Origin of the sequence: Micromonospora sp. NPDC048999 (assembly GCF_040649295.1) — a bacterium.
In the GTDB taxonomy this organism is placed as follows: domain Bacteria; phylum Actinomycetota; class Actinomycetes; order Mycobacteriales; family Micromonosporaceae; genus Micromonospora.
This window is the reverse complement of sequence record NZ_JBEZFI010000066.1, coordinates 1-20,705: the sequence shown is the minus strand read 5'-3', so window position 1 is coordinate 20,705 and position 20,705 is coordinate 1. Positions and strand designations below refer to the sequence as shown.

The window sequence follows — 20,705 nt, the reverse complement described above, 5'->3', positions numbered from 1 at the left end:
CGACCGGCTGCCCGGGTGGTGTCGGTGGGCTGGTCGGAGACCGTGACGTCGGTCAACTCCAGGTCACGGTTGGCGTGCAGCACCGTGACCTGACGAGCACCGTCCTTACCGGTCTGCGGGTCCGTCGCACGAACCTCATCGCCGACCGCGACCTCAGCGATCCGCCGGGTACTGCCATCGGCCATCAGGACCAGCGTGTCCGGGTCGAAGCTGTGCGTTCTCGTACAGGTCAGGTCCGCCGGGTCCCGCCGCTCACTCTCCGACGAGTCGGCCCCCTGCTGTTCGGCCCGCTTCTTCGGTTCCTTGTTCGTCGGCTCCGGCTTCTTCGGCTTGGCCTCCTTCGCCGGTGCGTTCTCCTTCTTCGGCGTAGTCTTCGGCTTTTCCGGCTTGGCCTGCTGTGACGGTTGCGGCTTCGGCTTGGGTCTCGGCTGCGGCTTCGGCTTCTTCTTCGCGGCAGGCTTCTTTTTCTTCTTCGGCAGCTTCGGCTTCTTCGGCACCTTCTTCATCACATCGTTCAACAGCTTCCGGCCCGCGTTGATCGCATCCGACGCACGCCGCATCACCGTCCGCGCGCCCTCAACAATCCGTTTCCACAACCGGTAGCCCTCGAACGCACGCTCCGCGGCCCTGAACAACGACCGGCCCACCTTCAGCGCTTTGATCGGGCCCAGCGCATTGGAGGCCAGGTCAGCGCAGTCCCACAGGCTGCCACCCAGACAACCCTGCAACGAGGTGTAGCCGATCAGATCCAGCAGCATGCCGACACCAACCTGCAACAGAATGTCCAGCAGCGAGACCCGGCCTTCCCGCTCCGCCCGCTGGAACTCGGCCTCCTGCTGCGCGATCTGCGCCCCCGCGGCCTGCATGTCCCGGTCGCGTTGCTCCATCGCATCGTTGTAGACATCCATCGCCGCCTGATAAATACGCAGCGCGCAGGCGTAGTCGTACTCACCGCACTTACCATCCACCGCGTTACCGGTGGTGTCGGTATTCGACAGCGGATCACCTTCGGCATAGGCGAACCGGTTAGCCGAACCTGACGTCGGGATCGGGTTGTTGTCAGCGGTGTCGCGGGTGTCGAACGCGCCGGTCTGCGGGTCGTACCACCGCGACCACATGTTGACCTTGCCGGTGGTCTGGTCCGTCCATTCCTGCTGGAAGCCCAGCTTGCCGACCATGCCCGCAGCGGCGAGGACCTTGCCCCACGGGTCGTAGGACACCGAACCCGTCAGCGTGGTACCGGTGTCGGTGAACTCACCCACCACATCGGTGTGCGCGTCGGTCCACGCGTACCTCTTCGTGCTCCCGGAAGCCACCGCCACCAGATTGTCCGCGACGTCGCGGACGTAAACGGTGCTGCCGTCGGCGGCGACGTCGTTGCCGAGACCCGTGTAGCTCATCCCGGCCTGCAGCAACCGGCCCAAACCGTCGTAGCGGTAACTCGTCGATCCCCCGGTCTTGGCGCCCTGCACCTTCACCTGGTTGAACGCATCGGTCTGAGTGACGACCGCCTGTCCACCGCTGATGGTGGACTGCAGGGTCCCGCGTGGCGTGTACTGATACGTGGCACCCGTGGAGTCGGAGACCAGCTGGTTGCGCTGGTCGTACGTGAACGTCGTGGTTCCGGCCTGGATGCGGTTGCCGGACTTGTCGTAGGCCACCGGGGTGCTGCCGTTGTCCCACAAGGTCAGCCGGTTGGCCAGGTCATACTCGTAGGTGTTGGTCGACGACCCGTTGAACCCGGTGGTCGTCTTCTTCGTCAGACTGTCGTTCAGGTTCCACTCGTAGTCGATTTTGGCGATCGTGGTGCCGGCCGCGTTCTTCAACGTGTCCGAGGTCAGCTGCTGCAGATCGTTGTAGCCGAACGTACGCACCGTACCCGGATAATTGATCTTCTCGACCCGCGACATGCTGTCGTAGCTGTACGTCATGTTCACGCCCGCGGCCGCGTTCTCCACCTTCAACGGACGGCCCGCCGTGTCATAGCTGTACGACGTCGTCCCCGCAGCATCCGTCCGCGACGTCAACGCACCATTGCCGTTATAGGTGTACGACGAGGTCCCGGAGACACCGGTGATCGAGGTGACCAGACCACGATCGTCATAGCCGATCTGGTTCGTTCCGGCGGAGCCGGTGAACGACTCCATCCGGCCGACTTTGTCGTAGGTGAAGGTTTTGTCCGCAGTCGCGACCTGCGCGCCGGTGCCGGAGCTCTTGCGTAGCCGGCCCATCGCGTCGTATTCGGATTCGACTTTCACCCCGCCCGGCGAGTCCACCCGGACCAGGCGGCCGCCCTTGTCATAGGTCATGGTGAAGGTGCGGTCGGCGGCGGTCGGTGTCGCCGTGGTCGCCGGCTCGATCTGCGATTCGGGCAAACCCCACGAGTTGTACGTGGTGGCGAATTTGCTGCCGCGGCCGTCGGTGAACCGGGTTTGCCGGCCGTTGAGGTCGTAGCCGAATTCGGTCGTGATCGTCTGGGACGGGCCGACCGTCTCGCGTTGGGTGACCAGCTGGTTGAGGGCGTCGTAGGCGAACGTCTTGGTGGTCTTGCGGGCGTCGGTGGCTGCCGCCAGGTTGCCGGAGATGTCGAACCGCCGTGACTCGTTGCGTAGCAGCACTCCGGCGGCCGAGTAGTCGGTCGCGCTGAACTGCTGACCGGCGAAGTTGTAGGCGGCCGTGGAGTAGGTGCCGTCCGGCGCAGTCGTGCGGGTCACCCGGCCAGCACCGTCGTAGGTCATCTTCGTGACCTGGCCCGCCCCGTCGGTGATCCGGGTGGGCTCGCCGACGCTGTTGTATTACGACCTTGGTCGGTGAGATCACCGAGGTCGGCCAGGGGCTGCCGTTGTCGTAGCGGTATTCGGTGGTGTAGCCGGTGCCTGTCTGGCGGACGGCGGAGGTGCTGGTCAGCGTGCGGCCGAGGTAATCGAACGTGGATGACGCCTTCGCCCCGTTGGGGTCGGTGTGCGACAGCAGGTTGCCCAGCAGGTCGTACTCGTACTTGGTGACACCCTGGTCCGGGGCGATGATCTCGGTGTTCCGGCCGAGCAGGTCGTACTTGGATTCGGTCTTCGCCCCGAGTGGGTCGGTGGTGTACCGGATCTGGCCGACCTCGTTGTACTCGACGGTGCTCGTCGCAATCATGGTCTTCGGCGTCGGATTGGGTGCGGTGTAGGCGGGTGAGGCCTGTTCGATCATCTGGCCGAGCGCGTCATAGAAGTTGGTCGTGACGTAGCCGTACGGGTCCTGTTGTTGGGTGACCTCGCCGAAGGTGTTGAAGCCAACCCGGGTCTCGGCCACTGCCGTGACGGGGGTGCCTTCGCCGAGCACGGTGCTCACCGGCGGGCTCGTGGTCACCACTCCTCGGCCGGCTTCGTCGTTGGTGATGTAGCTGGTCTGCCCGTTGGGGCCGGTCACGGAGGTGATCGAGCCGCTGGTGTCCAGGCCGTAGGTGGTGCGGCTGACCTGGGCGGCGGCCTCCGGTGCTGTCCCGGCCAGCAGCTGGCCGACCTCGGCCGGTGTCAGGGCCTGCTGGTACGCCTGGACGTCGTCAATGAGTCCGGCGAACCATCCGGATCCGGCCGTTTGCGCGCCGACCCGCATGTCGGTGGCCTGGTTGTTGAAATGTTCGGTGGTCGACAGCGTGCCCTTGACCACGCCGTCGACGTACAGCACGGCGGCGCCGGGCGTGGTGGCCGGCGTAACCACGACGGCTAGGTGCTGCCAGCCCGAGGTGGCGGATCCGGCGGTGAAGGTGCTGGGTTGGAAACCGACCGTGCCGTCCGCTCTCCGGACGGCCATGGTCAGCCGCCAGGAATTGGCCGCCTTGTCGTAATAGAGTTTCAGCGCCGAGTTGTTGAGGTCGCCGCCCATCACCAGCACGTGCCGGTCGGCGCTGGTGTCCGTCAGCTTGGCCCAGGCCTGCACGGTGCCAAAACACTGCTTCAGGCGTGTGAGCTGCGAGTTTGCGAGTAGCTCAAGCCGCCCGGTGATACTCGTTGATCACGCCGCCCAGGACGCGGCGCCGCCGGATCGGCTTGTCGATCGCGACGATCGCACCGGGGTCGTAGTCGGGTGGATGCTGATCCAGGCTCTGATGCGGCCGGTGCCGGTCGAAGTGGTCCTCGTAGTCGCGAAGCACGGTGCGGGCGTGCCGTTCGCTGTAGATCAGGACGCGGTCGGTGCACTCGGCCCGGACGCTGCGCACGAAGCGTTCCGCGAACGCGTTCGCCCGGGGCGTGCGCGGCGGAGTTTTCACCACGTCGATGCCTTCGGCGGTGAACACGGCGTCGAACGACGCGGTGAACTTGGCGTCGCGGTCGCGGATCAGGAACCGGAACCGTGTCATACGGTCGCCGAGGTCCAGCATCAGGTTGCGGGCCTGCTGGGTGGTCCAGGCAGCGGTCGGGTGTTCGGTGATGCCGAGGATGTGCACCCGTCGGGTCGTGATCTCCATGACGAACAGCACATACAACCGCCGCAGCGTGATGGTGTCGATGTGGAAGAAGTCGGTCGCCAGAAGCCCGGAGGACTGGGCCCGCAGGAACGTCCGCCAGTTGGTATCGATCTCGCGCGGGGCAGGGCCGGTCCTTGATCGGGCGAGGATGCGGCGGATGGTGCCGGCGCCGACCCGATAGCTGAGCCCGACGAGCTCACCTTGGATGCGACGATGTCCCCAGCCAGGATTCTCCCTGGCCAGGCGCAGGATCAGGTCCCGGAGGTCGTCGCTGATCGGTGGTCGTCCAGGCCGGTTCGGGTAGGTCCAATGCCGGCGAACCAGCCGACGGTGCCAGGCCAGCAGAGTGACCGGGGTGACGATCCGATGCCTCCAGAGCTCCCGCGGCAGCGCCCGGACCAGCGCGGACAACACCGCCCGCTCCGGCCACGACAGCCGCGGCCGACCGACCTGACGGCGTAGCACCGCCACCTCATGGCGCAGCACCAGCAACTCTGCGACCAGCGCGGACTCGCTACGCGTGGCCTGCGACAACCAGCCAAACATCCGCACCGCGCTCAGGTACCGCAGCCGAACCAACACGCCTGCCATCCTGCGTCATTGCCGCGAAACAGCAGCTCACACCCGGTGCGACGAGTTTTGGCACGGCACAGGGCGATTGGCCCCGTTCACCGAGGACCTGTGGCCCGCGTGTATCGGGTGGGTCGCCAACTGGGCGGGGGTGATCCGGTTGGCTGTTCGCGCGGGTGGGTGGGAACTCCAACCCGTCGTCGGGCAGAGCCCGCCGCATCCTGCGGGCATGGCCGATCTTCTGTCCGGCATTTACGCCGTCGGCGAGCAGGGCGAGCTATGGATGAAGCAACTCCTCCGAGCGGGCGGGCCGCCACCAAAGGATGCTATTGCCAAGGCCGAGCGCTTCCTGACCGGACCAGGGTCCATCGAGGATCTCGAGCGGTTCTTCTACGACTGAAACCCCTCTTTTTTCGGCATCCTCGCTTCCGAATGAGGATTTGGCGAGCTGAAGCGAGGCCTGGTAGGCGACGGCGGGCCAGCACGTCTCGGACGGCCCGGTACCGCCGCTGTTCCATCACGCTCATCTCCACCGACGCTCGGCGAAATGTCACGCAGGTCCTGATCCCGATCTGGGCGGTCTCGGCTGACGCTTGACATGATCGCGGCAACCGTGCCTCCCAGCGGGATGGACTCCGACTCGCTCGTGACTCCCTTTCGATTCACACCACGGACGCGCGCAGGGGATCCGCCGGGTCGATCGCGGCGTCGTCGAATCGCTGCTCCAGAGCCTCGGTGTCGTGCTGCTGACGGAACGCCTTCTCGGCTGCGGTGATCGGCAACAACCACAAGAGCCGGGCATGCCCAGCTGGCAACTCGCAAACCTCCAGTTCTGGGCCGTGCAGGTAGGGCAAGCTGACGAGCAGGTGATCGCACGCCGAGCCCGGCAGCCAAGGGTCACCAATCGGCATCGTGTGCCAGTGGTCGAGGCGATGGGCCGCGTGGTAGTAGGTGACCATGGCGATCAGATCGACTACGGCCGCTTCCCGCCGTTTCGACGTCATCACGAACTCGACACCGTGGCCGTCTTGGTTCACCGCCGACCAGCAGCCAGCGGTGACATATGCCCAGGCGCTGCTGCGGGGTCCCGGACCGACGATCATGATGCGCAAGTCAGGCACGGCCCCACGACGGCCGAACCCAAGGTCGTAGTTGACGACCCCAACGTCATGCCCAGCGAAGAACGCCCGCACGTGAACCTCGGTCGCCTCCACGGCCGCCAGCCGTTGCTGCCACGGTGTCACCGCACCCTTCTCCTTGCCTCAAGTCGTGGCCGCCGCTACACCGCCTCCGAACGGGGTTCTATCCTGCCCGTCAAGGCCGTGACCCGCGTGGTCACGGACCCCGCGGCGGATGACCTGATCATCATGCACGGCCCGAGCTTTACCACGGTCCGTGGCGTCCCCCTGCTGCCGCCGACCGTTGCCGCACGCACCGCAGGCAAGGAATGGCGTCCTCAGCCTCATCGTGATCATGTCGTACATCGGCCGACGCCGTTCCGCAAAGCATCATGCGAGACCAGGCACCGCCGGCGGCCGGCTGTGCGGCGCTGGCCGGTCCGCTCGAACGTGCCGCCGCCGATCTTCAGCTGGCACTATGGCGCCGTGGCGGAGGTACTGGACTGGCTGACCGGCCGAGGGTTGATCGGCTGCAACGATCCTGAGGTCGTGGATGCCGCGCTTGACCGTCATGAACGTCATGCCGGTGTGGCCCTGATCGGACTGGTGCTGCACCATCACGATCCGCACGTCGTCCTACCGCGCCTCAAGCGAGGCCTCCGCTCCCCGAACCCACCGACCAGGGCTAACGCCGCGCTGTCGCTCGGCCATTTCGCCCGACTGCACGGGCTGATAGATGGCGACTCTCTGGCGCTCCTACGGCGCGCCCTCCGCGACCGAACCGTTGTAGGCGGCTATCCGACCAGGGGGACAGCAGAAGACGCGGCAGGCGATGTGGGCTACTACGCACCGCGACATGACCTGCCCCGATGGCTGCGGCGTCACCACCGCAGACCAGGACCACGACCACAATTCCCCACCGGCAGGGTCCGCCGTCGCACCCTTGACTGAAATACGAGCGTCCACTTCGCCGGCAGCCGGCTGTCCGGCCTCGGGACCTGTGGGCCTAGATCGACATCAGGACCTGCGTGACACTCCGCCGGGTCTTGCAGAGGAGAACTCCGGGACACAGCGGGCGCGTGCGCCGGCAGAAGCATCAGGTCAATCGGAGGCAGCGCTCGGGGAAGCCTGCCGCAGCACAAAGAGGTCCGCCTCCAGCAACCGGCCCGAAAGCCGGCCCGCCTCGTGGATTTCATCGGCGGTCATTCGTGGCACGATCGCGTGTGCTTCGTGGATGCCGTCGCCGCTGCCAACATTCAGCATGGCGAGGTACCACCGAAGTGCCTGCACAAGGTCGATCGGCCCGCCGAATCCGTCGCGGTACCAGCAGGCCGCCGCGAACATGCTGCCCTTGTCGCCGGCCTCGGCGCCGCGCACGTACCACTGCAGCGCCTCCTCGTCGAGGTCACGCTCGCTGAGCCGGTCCCCGAGCCGCGGGTACGCCTCAGTGACCCCGGCCTCAGCCGCCTGGCGCAGCCAGTGCACCGCCTCGTCAGTCTCACCGGACAGCACGCCAAGGTTGAACGCAGCAAGCGGGTCCCCCGCCTCGGCTGCGGCCTGGTAGAGAGCGGTCGCCCGGAGGTCGTCCTTTGTCGCGCCGATGCCGTGCTGGACCAGGTAACCGAGCGTGCGCTGGGCGACCGGGTCCCCTTCGTCCGCCGAGACGGCCAGCAGCTTCACCCCTCCGGCCGGATCTTCGAGATGGAAGGCACGGATCACGCCGAGCATTGTGCGCGCCCGGCGGTCCACCGAAGCCGGCATGCGGAGCTTCGGCGCGAGCAGAGTCAGTTCCCGCTTGGCCTCGATGCCCGCCTTGGCGGCCTCCAGGTACCAGGAAGCAGCCTCCGGCAGGTCCACCTTGTGGTACCCGAAGAGGGTGCCCAGATCGTGCAGGGCCTGCGCTTCCCCGGCGGCGGCAGCCATTCGCCAGTGTCGCTCCGCCTCGTCCTGGTCAACCGGCGCTCCCTGACCGGTGCCGTACATCAGCCCGACCATCCGGAGCGCGGGCACACTGCCCAGCTCGGCCGAACGCTGATACCACCGCAACGCCGCCGCCTGGTCCTGCGCGACACCCAGGCCGGTGGCGTACAGCACCCCGAGGTTGTGAGCCGCCTCGGCATTGCCCAGCTCAGCCGCACGCTCATACAGCCCCCGGGCCCTCACCGGGTCTGCGGGCTCGCCGTGACCGCTGCTGGCCAGCTGACCCAGCAGCAGCAGCGCCCGATCATCCGGCCCGGCCAGCTCCAACTGCTCACGAGCCTCCTCGAAGGCCCCGCGCTGCACAGCGAGCACCCCACGGTCGTACGGCTGCAGTGTCACGCCGGGCAGTGTAGAGAGGTTGCGAACCGGCCATCGACGCAGCGCTTGTGACCATCTCTAGCCGGGCGTGTCACCCACGTCCCGAGACTGGTCTGTCACGGAGGTCCTGACGTCAACCTGTCACGCATCAAGTGGAGCCCGACATTGCCGGCATCGCCGGCAGCCGGCTGTCCGACTCCGGCTGATGGTTGACACTGCAGCCTCGAATGAGGTTTTGCATGATCGCGTCAGCCGTGCCGCTCGCGGCGTGCGAGTCCATCGTCTAGACCGAGGTTTTGGGGTCGGTTCGTGCGGCCTCGGGCTTGCCTGCGATGAGTACGGCCATGTCGTGAAGCCGGCGACAGTAGGCCGCCTCCTGGTCGGCGAGCACCGGGATTATGCGGATGACTTGTTCCTGGCATGACGCGAGCACCCTGGACCGCTGGGCGTCGAGACTGCCTCGGTTCTGCAGCCACGAGCTGACACAGCCTGCGACGTCGGCGTCCAGCATCACCACGTCGACACCCGCTACCTCAGTGCCTCTCAGCCGACTCGGGAAGGGAGCCTGCAAATGCGTCTCCCACAGATCAGCAACAGCCGCGAATTGCTCGCCTGCAGGGAGGTCGGTGCGTCCAGACTCCTGCGATGTCAGCGCGACCAGCTCGGCGCGCAGATCCACGGCAGGTTCACCGAGCACGATCGCGCTGAGCACCAGCTCGACCATCACCCGGTCGTATCGATCGGAGCTGCGACGGTAACGCGACGGGTCGGACTCCACCGTCGCAGCCGAGATTTGCCAACCACCGCCGCCTACGGGCGAGAACGATGCTTCGAAGACCCCATTGCCGGTCCAGCTGCGATGCAGGAACACGACCTGGTCCTCAACGAACACCTCCCACTTCTCGTCCATGTCGCAAGCCGCATATCCGAGCTTGATCCTCTCCCACTGCTCGTCGGACCACGTGCGCGTCGGGAGCTCGGCCATAGACATCGGTGCCACGATCGGAAACACCTGCCGCAACGACGACCGGGTGACCAGCGATGGTTCGATCATCAGCAGATGGTACGGCCGCTACCGACAGGCAGGTCCGACCGCCTCGCAAGCCTCGTCGCCCGTACCATCAACCGCAGGGACGGACCTATTCGATCTCGACCTGGCGTCAACGCTCCTGCGACGCCGTTTCGTCAACCATCATGCGAGACCAGGCATGCCGGCAGCCGGCTGTCGTACTCCGCTTGATGCGTTCACGGTGGCTTCACATGATGCTCGACACGGTGCGTCGGGTGCTGGTGGAGATGCTCGATGCTTTGGCACGACGTGGACGCCCGTCGCACTATCGCGCGCTCGATGCATCTTCCTCGTTCCAGATGGAGATGACGTGCCCCTCTCCGTACTCCTCGATGACGCGAGACCACGCCTCATCGAGGGACCTGGCAAGAATGCGTAGCCGAATGCCCGGCTTGTCTTCGATCCAGATCAAGCCCGCGTACTCCCGCATGGGTGGGCCCTTGTCGGCGTTCACGGTGCTCACCATAGGGTCACTTGAACAAACGTGCTCGGCCCAGCAGCATCCCCGGTCAAGCTCGCCAGCAAGGTAGCCCAATCCGCGCCCGCTCTCCTGCGTGCGCGGCCAACCCAATCGGCGCGGCCCCGACCGCTTCCCCGGTCACGACATGATCATCTAGCTGGACCTGTCACGCATCATCTGACGCTGACTCGTAACGGATCAACTGAAGCCCGGCATTGCCGGCAGCCGGCAGCCGGCTGTCCTGCGCCGGTTGATGGTTGACACGGCGGGTTCGGCTGATCCTTGACGCTCGGCCCGTCTCCGACCCTGCGACGATGATGCCCGTGTCGAGCAGCGAGGCAGACAACACCCGGACTTTGCGACTGATCGGCTACTGGTGTGGACCAGGCGAAGAGCACTGGCCCGACCCCGTGCTGTTCGTGGCCCCCGAGGCCGATGCGGCAACCCAGCGACGGGTAAGCGACTACCTGCGTGGTGGCAAGTGGTTCGTCGCTACAGCAGGCCACTCACTGTGTCGGCTGTGTGGCACCCGCAACGGATCCACCGAACTGACCGACGGTAAGTACTTCGTATGGCCAGAGGGGCTCACGCACTACATCGACGCGCACAACGTGCGACTACCCGATGAGATCACCGAGCTAATGGATCGGCCGCCGGCACCCGTCGACGTGGAAGCGTTCGAGCGTGATGTCCTCGAAACGGAACAGATCCTCATCGACACCGCCTGGTGGCATTCAGTGCGCGGCCCACAGCCCTGAGCCCAGGGCGATTGCATAGTCGGCCGGTGGGCCGCTGACCAGGAGTTTCGAGACGAATTCGGCCTTTGTGGAGGCGTAAGGAGCGGGTGAGGGCCGCATCGGTGATCATGGAGTTGCGACGCTTCACGACTCCGAGGAAGACCCCACCCGCCGATGGCATCATCTCTCATCCCTGCACTGGCCGTAGCAGCACCCGCCTCCATCGCCGAGGCCGTGCCAGTCACCGACGGTGAACACGGCGGGCTGCTGCACGCGCTCGCCGCTGTTCCTGATCCACGCGACCCACGAGGCGTGCGTTACCCGCTGACCTCGCTACTGGCGGTGGCGGTCTGCGCCGTCATGGCCGGGGCGTCGTCGTTCGCCGCGATCACGGATTGGCTGCACGACCTGGACGAACGCGCCCAGGACCAGCTCGGGTTCACCGCAGGAGTGCCGGTCGGCAGCACTGTCTGGCGGATCCTGACGCGCCTGGACGACACGCTGCTCGGCACCGTCCTGGCCGGCTGGCTGCGCACCCGCACGCCCGCCGCGGTGAACAGGCCGAGGCGGTACCGCACCGTGATCGCCATCGACGGCAAGCGTGGCCTGGGTCAGGTTGCCAGTGCCGGTGGATCGCAGGAGGGGTAGGGCCATGGTGGCGAGCCAAGTCGCCCCGGGTACGCCGGCCTCGGTCGATCAAGAGCGTCGCCGACCTGGTCCGGTTCGGTTCCCAAAGCGGCAGGCAACGCATCGGCCGCGACGGCGAAGCCAAGGGTGTGGGCGGTAGGTCAGCACCACTCGCGACGTCGTCGCCTTGTCGGATTCCGACGCCCGACCTCGTGGCGGGACTGCTCCCCGACCCGGTCTCCCGCGCCGGAGCCGTACGCCACGCAGTCCTGACCCCGGAACTCGCCGCACAGCTGGCCGGTGACCCCGACCACCAGGTTCGCCGCCAAGTCGCCGAGCACCCGCAGCTTCCCCCACCAGTACGGGACCTACTCGCCGAGGGCTCCAGCGCGAACGTACGCGTGGGTGTCTTCAGCCGCCCGGACACACCCGAGCCAATACGCCACCAGATCTACACGGAGATCCAGCAGGGCGACCGCCCGCTGACCGACCTGCTCAACGACGAACTCGATGACACCGCGCTGCTGCGGCAGTTCGAGGACCACATGGCCGTCGCCGAACTGTCCTACCTGCGGCTGGACTGGGTCACCGCCGACCCGCTGCCGTACGTGTCCTCGCCGTACATCTGCTTCCGGCGCTCTGCGGCACGGAACCGGACGTTGCCGGCCGATGCGGTCCTCCGGTTGCTCAACGACGACGACAGCGGCGTACGTACGACCATGGCCGCGCACGCCCCGCACCTGGTTGACCCCACCATGGCCGAGCGCATCGACCGTGAGTTCCGGCCGGACAAAGAGACGCGCTGGCGTCCGGCCGACCTGTTCACGTTCCCGCCACAGATCCTGCGCCGGTTGGCCACCGATCCGGATCCGCGGATGCGGTGCCTGGCACCCCGGGACCCGGACCTGCCCGTCGAGATGGCCGAGAGCCTGTCCATCGACCCCGACAGCGCAGTCCGCCGCACAATCGCCGGGTATCCCCACCTTCCGGTGCACGTGCGTCGCGCCCTGCTCGCGGATCCGAACGAGTGGGTGGCGCAGACAGCGGCCGCGGCGGCGACCCTGCCCGTGGCCGAGATGGACCGGCTGCTCGCCCTCGCCGGCGTCTGACCACATAGAGCACCAGGGGACTTGAACCCACGACAACCTCTTGTCGAGCATCGACTCTCAGGGCTTGTCATTAGTTGTCAAAACCCCTTGTTACCAATCGTAACCACCTCTCGCTTGTCGCTGATTGTCAAAACCCGCCATTGACCTGCACAAACACGACGAGGCGCTAGTCATAGCTAGTCACTGATTGTCAGCATGAGGCAGGGGTTTTCGGGGGGTAAACGGGGGGCAGCCTGCGCCTACTATGCCTCGCGCGAGGGACTGCAGGTGACTGTCCTCGAGCGGGGGACGGTGGCGGGCGGCACAACCCGCCGCAGTGGGGGCAAATCCTTCGCAGACAAGGAACCCGGCCCTGAACTGAAGCTGGCACTGGCGTCCCGTACGCGCTGGCTGAAACTGGCCGCCCAGTTCGGCCTGCGGTCCGCCGATGTCCGTCGCCGGCCGTAGCCTCGTCTGCCCGGTTGATACAGCCATCGTTACAGCGGGTCGATCGGCGAACGATGTGGGTATTCCGTAGGCCGAGGCGTGCACGTACATTCTCCACCTCCTGCGAGGCGACCCCGAGACGCGATACACCTAACACCCCCGCCGAAGATGCCGGCGCTCCGTCTCAGACACCGGTCTTCTTCGGACACCAGTCGCGCGTCCACCAACGCGGTAGCCGCCGGCACCGCCCCGTTCGCCTCGATCATCGTCCCGCTCGTCACAGCTATCTCCCTATGTCTCAGCTCAGGGAGACAGCCTCATTCCTCAAATCCCTCGATGTCGGCCGATCTGTGTCCGACCCAGCATGTCGTTCAACGACTGCCGGAAGATGCGTGCCTCCATTCAAGACAGCCAACTGAAGCCCCAGCAGGACCGGCGGCGACAGGATAGATCAGGGTCGAAGCCGACCCCGATCGGGTTGAAGCGAGAGGAACGCGGCGATGCGAACAGCCAGGGCAACACTGATGGCAGCACTTGCCACCTGGACCATGGTGACAGCCGTGGGCATCGCCTCTCCGGCTGCACACAGCGCGCCGCCCGTTAGCCCGCCAAGCTGGAAAACGCGAAGGTGTGCGAGATCACCAAGCCGCCGCAGGGCTGGCCCGACGGGACCAGCGCGGGGTTCGACACGATCGAACGCGGTGGTGCGCGTCACGAAGGGAGACGCGCCGTGAGAGCCGCACCGGCCCTCGCCAGCTCGGCGCGGGACAGTCCGCTCGGTGGCGGCGTCGTCGCCGGTCCGTGCCGGGTCCATCCCGTTAACTCTCAACTCCGCTAGAGGAGAACGTTGTGAAAGTGCGGACACATAGGAGTGCCTGGTTCCTCCTCCCGGTGGTTGCCTCGCTGGTGGTGCCGCTGGCGCTGACCTCGCAGGCAACGGCGGTGCCGGCCAAGGCTGCAACGACAGCGGTGCCATCCGCGGCCACTGCGTCCGCGATGACTTCGGCGGACCTGCCTGACCCGACGGCCCGCGGGCCGTTTGGGCATCAGGTCTTCCAGGAGGCCAAGTTCGGTTTGGCCACCATCGAAGAGCCGAATTCTTCCGGAGATGCTCCGACGGCAGGGACGGCACAGGCGCCGGAGCAGGTCGAGATTCGCGGTCAGCTCTACATGCCGGACTGGGCCCTGCGTACCAAGCCGTCGCCACTGATCATCCTGGTGCACGGCAACCACGGCTCGTGCGACGCCGGCCAGGACAGCGCGCGCCTCACCTGTGCGCAGTTCAAGCACAACGAGAGCGGCTACGCGTACCTTGCGGAGAACCTCGCCACGTGGGGATACACGACGTTCTCCGTCTCGCAGGACCAGCTGATGATGCGGCAGGACAACAACAAGGGCAAAGGCATGCATAACCGGCGCATGCTCATCGCCGCCACCCTCGACGCGATCAGCGCGGCGAGCAAGGCCAGAGGGTTGCCTGTCGATACGCACACGACCATCGGCGCGACGCTCTCCGGTCACCTCGACATGACCCGCATCGGCTTGATGGGTCACTCGCGGGGTGGTGACGCGGTCTCGAACTTCCTCGACTACAACCGCATCCGCACCGACGGCCCGCGCTATCCAATCCGCGGGGTCATCTCGCTCGCGACGACGGACTACGAGCGCAAGGCTCCATACGGCATGCCGTACATGACGATTTTGCCGATGTGTGACGGCGACGTCTCCAACCTGCAGGGCGCACGCCTGTTCGAGCGCAGCAAGTACGTCAGCCCGGGCGACCCCTTCCCGCGGATCCAGGTCGAGCAGTTGGGCGCGATCCACAACTGGTACAACACCGTCTGGTACGCCGACGGTGGCGCGGACGGCCAGGCCAACAACGACGCGGCGTGCGGCAACTCGGCACCGTTCGCGACAAACAACATCCACCCGCACAACCTGCGGCTCAGCGGTGCCGCGAGCTACACCGACCGGAACCTGAACTACTCGATCGACAACTCCGACCCGTTCAACCCGACCGTGAACACGAAGATCTCGGGTGACGCGGCACGCATGGGTGACCAGGAGAAGCTTGGACTGGCGACCATGGCCGCCTTCTTCCGTCGCTACATCGGCGGTGAGGGTGCCTTTCAGCCATACATGACCGGCGAGCTCGCGAACACCTCCACGGGGCTGCAGGTCCCGCCGTCAGCCTGCCCGACGAGTCCGTCCGGCATGGCCATCCCCTGTAACCAGCGGGTCAACACGACCTACTTCGGTGCGCCGCAGGAGCGGGTGGACGTGATCCGCCCCGAGGTGGAAAACCCGCTCACGCTCAACGCTCTCGGCGGCTCCCTGACCGGCAGTGGGTTCGCGGACCCGTACGCACAGGCGGCTGGTGTCGGGCCGAAGCCGGCGCCGACCGCAGGCGGTTTCGACTGGTGCAACCCGGAGCCCCAGGACTTCGCGCCGTCGCAACTCGGCAAGAGCGGGCTGCCGACCGCCGCCAAGCCCTGCCCGCTGCCTGCGGCGAGCGCGCTCGGGGGGCAGAACGGCACCCGCGAGAACAGTCCGATCAACCATTCCTACGGTCGCCAGCTCACTCTCGCGTGGGACCAGAACTCGACTGCCACTCTTACGGCCCAGATCCCGGCCGCGTCGGGGAACATGAACGGCCTCAAGGTTCTGGCTCTGAGTGCTGCCGTCAACTTCTTCGACACCCGCAACCCGGGCGCCGACAACCGTGGCGACAACACCAGGGACACGACGGTGAACGGCACCCCGGCGAGCCCGGTCTGGCCGAACGAGTTGCCGACGTCGTACGACCCGACCTCGACGACCCAGCACTTCGTGATCGCGTTGAGCGACACGGCCGGCCACGAGGGCACCGTCGACGCCGGTGACCCACGCTGGGGCAACGCCCTGCACATGTCGACCGGCACGAACACGCCGAACACGCACGTCGTCCTCGACCAGATCCGCGTCCCGCTCAGCGAGTTCGCGGGACAGGGTGTGGACATCGGCTCCCTGTCGAAGCTCGAGTTCCGCTTCGGTGTGGGTGATCTGCCGAAGTCTGGCTCGATCGAGATGGCCGATGTGCGCTTCCAGGAGAACAAGGCGGGCTCGCAGATCCTGGCCGACGGCAACAAGGCCAACGGTGCCGGTTACGGCCGGTCGGCCCTGGGCGGTCCGGACCCGGCGACCTACCTCAACGCGTACGACAACACTCCGGGCAACGTCAAGCTCAACGACGTGGTCGGGAACCCGCAAGGGAACACGACGTGGACCGTCGACGACGACAAGAAGGAGTGCCCGAACGCCCAGTTCACCTCAATCCAGATGGCCGTCGACTACGCGGCGCCCTGGGACACGATCGTGGTGTGTGCGGGTGTCTACCAGGAGTCGTCGACTCCGGTGAACAGCGCATCCAACCCCGTCCAGGCGGGCGCGAAGAGCGGCTTGACGATCAACAAACCCTTGAAGATCAAGGGTGCGGGAGCGGACAAGGTGATCATCGAGCCGGACCAGTCGCTCGGGACCTTGGCGGGCAATCAGCCGTACCTGCGTGACGGGGGCGGCAACGTGATCACGATCTCCAGACAGTCTCTCGGCTCTACCGACACCAACGAGATGTTCGTAGACATCTCGGGCGTGACGGTGACCTCGGGTAACGTGTGGGCCGAGGCGGGCATCGCATTCTTCGGCGCCGCCGGACGGATCGCGAATAGCACCATTGGTCCGATGAAGGTCGCGACCAACGCCCAGGAACTGGCCGAGCACCCGCATGGCTGGGGCGTCGTCAAGACCGGCGTGATCCGGGGTGCAAGCGCCGGCACGGTCGAGAGCGAGCTCACCGTCACGAACAGTGTGGTCACCGGCTACCAGTCGGGCGGCATCCTGTTCGACGGCGCCCGTGGCAAGGACGGCAGCCCGGACAACACCGTCCGGACAGGCATCCGCTACCACGGTTACGTGACCAACACGGTCATTAAGGGCACACCGAACAGCCTGTACCCGCAGGTCGGCGTCAAGTACACCAGCGGTGTGACCGGCTTCGTGAACAACAGCCGGATCACCGGGAACTACTACACTCCCGCACCGTCGCAGTCGTACGGCATCCTGCTGACCGACGCCGGCACCGATACGGCCGGAGCGCTCACTGCTTCGGGCGACATCATCACCGGGAACGGGTTCGCTGTGTACAACGCCAACGCTGACAACAGCGCTGTGCGCGATGGTGCCCGGTTCGCCGTGTCGGACAGCTACCTGGGCACCGGCGACCCGGTCCCAGGGGGTCCGGCCAAGCCGAGCACCGGACTCGAGGCCATCTCCGGCCCCGACAGCACAGGCGCAGCCACGGTCACCATCACGAAACGTCTCTCGTCGCCGCCGCGGACGGTACCGACCGGCGTGGGTCGCATCGTCGACTCCGCACCGACCGCCGAAGTGGCCGACCCGGGGCGCGGAACGCTGTTCCAGGTCGGATCGACGGTGCATCCGCTGGTCCGGGGCACCGACGACTTCGCCGTACAGTCGGCGACGTTGATGGTCGACGGCACCCCGGTCGGCACCACCACCACAGCGCCGTATGAGTTCAGCTGGACACCGAGTGCGGCAGATGCTGGCAAGCACGTCATGTTGCGGGCGCTCGTTGTCGACTCGTCCGGAAACACGAGGCTCTCCAGTCCGGTGCACTACTGGGTGGCCCCGCGGCCTGGACACCATTAGTGAAGTATGGGTGATCCCGTCACATGCACTGACCGGAAGGGCCCTCGCAAGGGGGCCCTTCCGGTCATGAACTTGAATCAGTGGACCGGAATTGGTGCTCCCTCGGGTTGCGCGTCTACGCGGTCTTGCCTCAACGGTGCAGCGACGACGGCGTCTTGCCGGGGACGCCGGCAGACAGCAAGCTTCAACGCGCCGAAACCTCGCCGGCGTGGGGGTCCAAGTAGATTGATCGACACAAACCGATGCCCAACGTGGGATGCGGCTTACCGGCGCTATCCCGCTCGGCTGAAGATCGGCCTACTTTGACGGGTCCCGAGCTAGGCGTTCGGGACCCGTCTTTGCGCGCGAGCCCCTTCAGCCGGACGCACCTCCACGACCCGACGCGGTACGCGCTCATGGCTCCCCTCTGTGTCAAGACACCGCCGAGATCGGGGTTCTAAGCTGGGCCTCGGCGGGTCCGGGAAGTGACTTCTCCGAAGAGCCGGCTTGGGGATGCGAGCTGGTCACGCTGGAGTCTGTTGTCGTTTCCCGTTGTCCTCCCGGGCCTGCCGCCATGGTGGCCGTGGCGTCGTTGACCATGGACCGGTAGACGATGTCGGACAGGCGTCGTTTCAACGCGCGCATAGCTTCCATCGATGTCTTGCCGGAGGCCCTTTTCCGGTCGTCGTAGGCGCGTCCTTCGGTGGGGTTGCGCAGCTGGACGGTGGCCATGATGTGCAGCACCCGGTTGATCTGCCGGTTGCCGGCGCGGGAGAGCCGGTGGCGGATCTGGTCGCCGGAGGAGACGTCGATGGGGGCGGTGCCGTTCCAGGAGGCGAAGTGGGCCCGGTTGGGGAACCGGGTGATGTCGGCGACCTCGACCAGCAGCCGGGCGGCGCCGGATGGTCCGATGCCGTGCAGGTCCATCAGGGTGGTGCCGGTGGAGGCGACCAGTTCTTTCAGTTCCTTGTCGGCTTCCTTGGAGCGTTGGTAGACCCGTTCCAGGTCGGCGATCAGCTCCGCGGCGACCCGGCGGCGGGCCTTGCCGACCGCGTCACGGGGTCTGACCGTGGCCAGCAGTGCCTTGGCCTGGGCGGCGGACAGGCTCTTCTTCGCTCCACCCGGGATGAGTTCGAGGAGCAGTTGGTGCAGCGGGGAGACCATCCGGGTGTGGTCCTCGCCGAGGGAGCGGCGGCGGTCGACCAGGATCCGCAGCAGGGCGAGTTGTTCGTCGTTGACGACAAGGCGCAGCCCCACCATGCGGGTGCCGACCAGCGCGACGGAGTGGGCGTCAGTGGCGTCGGTCTTGCGGCCCTGCCCCGTGACGAACACCCGCGTCCGGGCGGACAACTTCGGTGGCACGTCGACGACCTGTTCGCCGTCGGCGAGCAACCGGTTGGCGATGTGCCGGCCGATGCCCTGGCAGCCCTCGATCGCCCACACCCGGCTTGGCCACTGCTTGGCGTACTTCCTCATCGCCGCGTAGCCGTCCCGGCCGCGTCGCGGCCGGTGTCGAAACGGCCGCCGCCGACAATCGTCTCGTCGCCGGCCATGACCTCGATCAACAGGTCCTCCGATGCTCGCTCCAACTGGTGTCGAGCCGGGAGGGCAACGCTACTTCGAGCAGAGCAAACCCCTCTTGAGCCTCTCCCCGCCCTTGGGGCGACGCCCGGGACTGCGCAGGCCAAATGAGAGCCACACGACCAGCGTGGGCAGCCGATGTGAGAGCGACAGCCCGGGCGCCTCGACCGAAGCCTGGCCGGGCAACGGTCGTGAGTCAATGAAACAAGTAGCCGATGAGAGCATGCTCAACGGCACCCAGCGGTTTGCGCCGCCCGTAGGCCGCCCGTAGGCCGCCCGTAGGTCGGCGGGCTAACGGGCGACCACCGGTTCATACGTGACTTAACCTAGAGGGCTATTCACGACGGCGGGTACTGACCGTACTCATCGCCAAGCTGCGACCTGGTCGAACGGGAGAACGCGTCTCGCTTGTCGTGATAGCTCTGGGCGACCAGGTCCGGATCAACTCCGGCGGAGCGTGCCTCCTCACGCCGCGCGGCCAGGTAGATCTGGCTCTGCTGAACCCGGGCTTCCAGTTCGGCGTCTCGAATCAGAGCTTCGGCGGCGGCCTCCTGCTGCCAGCGCTGGAAGAGGAATACCGTGGCCGCGCCGCTGGTGCTGGCGCCGACGAGGTAGAGCAGTGCCTTGGACATGACGGAGCCTCTCAGCTTGCAGTAGAGGAATAGAGGATCGTGTGTTGCACAAGCTTGGCACGGTGCCGATGGAGAGCGCAAGACGATCCTGTATTCTTCTCTTGTGAGTGACGACGAACGCGCCGAGCCTGAGGGCCCGTGGCAGGTTGCGGCGGGTACTCCTGGCAACCGCCGCTTCGGCGCTTTGCTGAAGGCCATGCGCGAACGCAGCGGCCTCAGCCCGCAAGAACTCGCCGACCGGGCAGACGTGCACGTGTCGTTCGTCCGCGGGATCGAGCGTGGCGCCCAGGCACCGTCGGTTGCGACGGCTCGCCCGCTGCTCGCCTGCTTGACGGAGCAGCATCGAATCCAGTGGAGGGACAGCGGTACTTACGACCTGCTGATCTATGACTCCGAGGCCGAGCGTGACGTCGCCTTCGATTTCAAGGCAAAGATGAAAGGCCAGAACCGGCGCACCGATGTCCATCGACAGGCAGCCTTTGAGGCAGCAATGGTGGAGAGGATCGAAAGGTGGTCGCCGAGCGATCGGGCGGCCTTTACTGACGCCATATCGCCGTCCCTCAAGGCGGCCGAGCTGATGAGTGCGGCCTTTTTGGCCAACGTGGGCGAGGCGCTGCGACGGGTCGTGCTGCCGCAGGTTGCCGAGACCGGCGAGCCGCGTGCGGATGCCGGCGACCATGACGGCGACGAGCAACCCCGGTCGTCCGCACCTACTGACGACACCAGCTTCGGCAGGGTGGTACGTCTTCTCGCTTCAGCTGACGACGAGCTGCTGGGGCGGGTCGAGAGCATGCTGCGCGACGAGCTCGGGCATCCGGGCACGTAGGTTCTGTCTCGCTGGGCTTGCCAGCGGACACGCAAAAATCTGGGTGGGCGGACGGTTCACTCCGGGCTGATGGACATGAAATCTCCGGGCTGGTGGTCACACGGTCTTCGGGA

At 66.3% G+C, this 20,705-nt stretch carries 16 protein-coding genes and 1 pseudogene; 8 read left to right on the top strand and 9 right to left on the bottom strand.

Going from position 1 to position 20,705, the window contains the following annotated elements:
* The 3 genes and pseudogenes from AB0C02_RS32095 to AB0C02_RS32085 form a co-directional block, all read right to left on the bottom strand.
* Positions 1–2,618 (bottom strand): RHS repeat-associated core domain-containing protein (locus AB0C02_RS32095; protein ID WP_357552918.1); only part of this gene is annotated, 2,618 nt, incomplete at its 3' end.
* Between the two features lie 337 nt (positions 2,619–2,955).
* Positions 2,956–3,924 (bottom strand): annotated as a pseudogene (locus tag AB0C02_RS32090) (LamG-like jellyroll fold domain-containing protein); the annotation flags it as partial.
* A 49-nt stretch (positions 3,925–3,973) separates the two neighbouring features.
* Positions 3,974–5,044 carry an integrase core domain-containing protein gene (locus AB0C02_RS32085; protein WP_357552917.1) on the bottom strand — a complete coding sequence of 357 codons (1,071 nt, stop codon included), beginning with the start codon at positions 5,042–5,044 and terminating at the stop codon, positions 3,974–3,976.
* Positions 5,045–5,252: 208 nt separating this feature from the next.
* On the opposite strand from AB0C02_RS32085, the gene AB0C02_RS32080 reads away from it, so the two are divergent.
* On the top strand, positions 5,253–5,423 hold the full coding sequence (locus AB0C02_RS32080; RefSeq protein WP_357552916.1) for a hypothetical protein: 171 nt from the start codon (positions 5,253–5,255) through the stop codon (positions 5,421–5,423).
* A 262-nt stretch (positions 5,424–5,685) separates the two neighbouring features.
* Here AB0C02_RS32080 and AB0C02_RS32075 read toward each other — a convergent pair whose 3' ends face one another.
* Entirely contained in the window at positions 5,686–6,267 is a 582-nt protein-coding gene (locus AB0C02_RS32075) for a suppressor of fused domain protein (RefSeq protein WP_357552914.1), read from the bottom strand.
* Between the two features lie 78 nt (positions 6,268–6,345).
* Between AB0C02_RS32075 and AB0C02_RS32070 the strand changes: the two genes are divergently transcribed.
* Positions 6,346–7,092 carry a hypothetical protein gene (locus tag AB0C02_RS32070; RefSeq protein WP_357552911.1) on the top strand — a complete coding sequence of 249 codons (747 nt, stop codon included), beginning with the start codon at positions 6,346–6,348 and terminating at the stop codon, positions 7,090–7,092.
* A 150-nt stretch (positions 7,093–7,242) separates the two neighbouring features.
* Here AB0C02_RS32070 and AB0C02_RS32065 read toward each other — a convergent pair whose 3' ends face one another.
* The 3 genes from AB0C02_RS32065 to AB0C02_RS32055 form a co-directional block, all read right to left on the bottom strand.
* Positions 7,243–8,460: a tetratricopeptide repeat protein gene (locus tag AB0C02_RS32065; RefSeq protein ID WP_357552910.1), complete on the bottom strand. Its 1,218-nt coding sequence runs from the start codon at positions 8,458–8,460 to the stop codon at positions 7,243–7,245.
* Between the two features lie 262 nt (positions 8,461–8,722).
* Positions 8,723–9,493 (bottom strand): hypothetical protein, encoded by a 771-nt coding sequence (locus AB0C02_RS32060; protein ID WP_357552909.1) that lies wholly within the window; start codon positions 9,491–9,493, stop codon positions 8,723–8,725.
* 280 nt (positions 9,494–9,773) lie between these two features.
* Positions 9,774–9,962, bottom strand: a complete 189-nt coding sequence (locus AB0C02_RS32055; RefSeq protein ID WP_357552908.1) for a hypothetical protein — start codon at positions 9,960–9,962, stop codon at positions 9,774–9,776.
* A gap of 329 nt (positions 9,963–10,291) precedes the next feature.
* Between AB0C02_RS32055 and AB0C02_RS32050 the strand changes: the two genes are divergently transcribed.
* The 5 genes from AB0C02_RS32050 to AB0C02_RS32030 all read left to right on the top strand — a co-directional run bounded on the left by AB0C02_RS32050 (position 10,292) and on the right by AB0C02_RS32030 (position 17,574).
* Positions 10,292–10,726 (top strand): hypothetical protein, encoded by a 435-nt coding sequence (locus tag AB0C02_RS32050; RefSeq protein ID WP_357552907.1) that lies wholly within the window; start codon positions 10,292–10,294, stop codon positions 10,724–10,726.
* Positions 10,727–10,879: 153 nt separating this feature from the next.
* Entirely contained in the window at positions 10,880–11,353 is a 474-nt protein-coding gene (locus tag AB0C02_RS32045) for a transposase family protein (protein WP_357552905.1), read from the top strand.
* Positions 11,354–11,544: 191 nt separating this feature from the next.
* Entirely contained in the window at positions 11,545–12,441 is an 897-nt protein-coding gene (locus AB0C02_RS32040; RefSeq protein WP_357552904.1) for a hypothetical protein, read from the top strand.
* Between the two features lie 195 nt (positions 12,442–12,636).
* The gene (locus AB0C02_RS32035) at positions 12,637–12,888 is read left to right on the top strand and encodes an FAD-dependent oxidoreductase (RefSeq protein ID WP_357552903.1); all 252 of its coding nucleotides are present in this window, start codon (positions 12,637–12,639) and stop codon (positions 12,886–12,888) included.
* Between the two features lie 885 nt (positions 12,889–13,773).
* Positions 13,774–17,574 carry an Ig-like domain-containing protein gene (locus AB0C02_RS32030; protein WP_357552901.1) on the top strand — a complete coding sequence of 1,267 codons (3,801 nt, stop codon included), beginning with the start codon at positions 13,774–13,776 and terminating at the stop codon, positions 17,572–17,574.
* 411 nt (positions 17,575–17,985) lie between these two features.
* Here the strand turns inward: AB0C02_RS32030 and AB0C02_RS32025 are convergent, their stop codons facing one another.
* Both AB0C02_RS32025 and AB0C02_RS32020 read right to left on the bottom strand, forming a co-directional pair.
* Positions 17,986–19,029 carry an IS110 family transposase gene (locus tag AB0C02_RS32025; RefSeq protein WP_357552899.1) on the bottom strand — a complete coding sequence of 348 codons (1,044 nt, stop codon included), beginning with the start codon at positions 19,027–19,029 and terminating at the stop codon, positions 17,986–17,988.
* 443 nt (positions 19,030–19,472) lie between these two features.
* Entirely contained in the window at positions 19,473–19,766 is a 294-nt protein-coding gene (locus AB0C02_RS32020; RefSeq protein ID WP_357552897.1) for a hypothetical protein, read from the bottom strand.
* A 103-nt stretch (positions 19,767–19,869) separates the two neighbouring features.
* On the opposite strand from AB0C02_RS32020, the gene AB0C02_RS32015 reads away from it, so the two are divergent.
* Positions 19,870–20,592 (top strand): helix-turn-helix transcriptional regulator, encoded by a 723-nt coding sequence (locus AB0C02_RS32015; RefSeq protein ID WP_357552895.1) that lies wholly within the window; start codon positions 19,870–19,872, stop codon positions 20,590–20,592.
* The last annotated feature ends 113 nt before the right edge of the window (positions 20,593–20,705 follow it).

Excerpts from the sequence above, each read along its gene's own strand:
- AB0C02_RS32085 (WP_357552917.1), bottom strand. The coding sequence starts at position 5,044 with ATGGCAGGCGTGTTGGTTCGGCTGCGGTACCTGAGCGCGGTGCGGATG.
- AB0C02_RS32080 (WP_357552916.1), top strand. The coding sequence starts at position 5,253 with ATGGCCGATCTTCTGTCCGGCATTTACGCCGTCGGCGAGCAGGGCGAG.
- AB0C02_RS32060 (WP_357552909.1), bottom strand. The coding sequence starts at position 9,493 with ATGATCGAACCATCGCTGGTCACCCGGTCGTCGTTGCGGCAGGTGTTT.
- AB0C02_RS32045 (WP_357552905.1), top strand. The coding sequence starts at position 10,880 with ATGGCATCATCTCTCATCCCTGCACTGGCCGTAGCAGCACCCGCCTCC.
- AB0C02_RS32035 (WP_357552903.1), top strand. The coding sequence starts at position 12,637 with ATGAGGCAGGGGTTTTCGGGGGGTAAACGGGGGGCAGCCTGCGCCTAC.
- AB0C02_RS32025 (WP_357552899.1), bottom strand. The coding sequence starts at position 19,029 with ATGAGGAAGTACGCCAAGCAGTGGCCAAGCCGGGTGTGGGCGATCGAG.
- AB0C02_RS32020 (WP_357552897.1), bottom strand. The coding sequence starts at position 19,766 with ATGTCCAAGGCACTGCTCTACCTCGTCGGCGCCAGCACCAGCGGCGCG.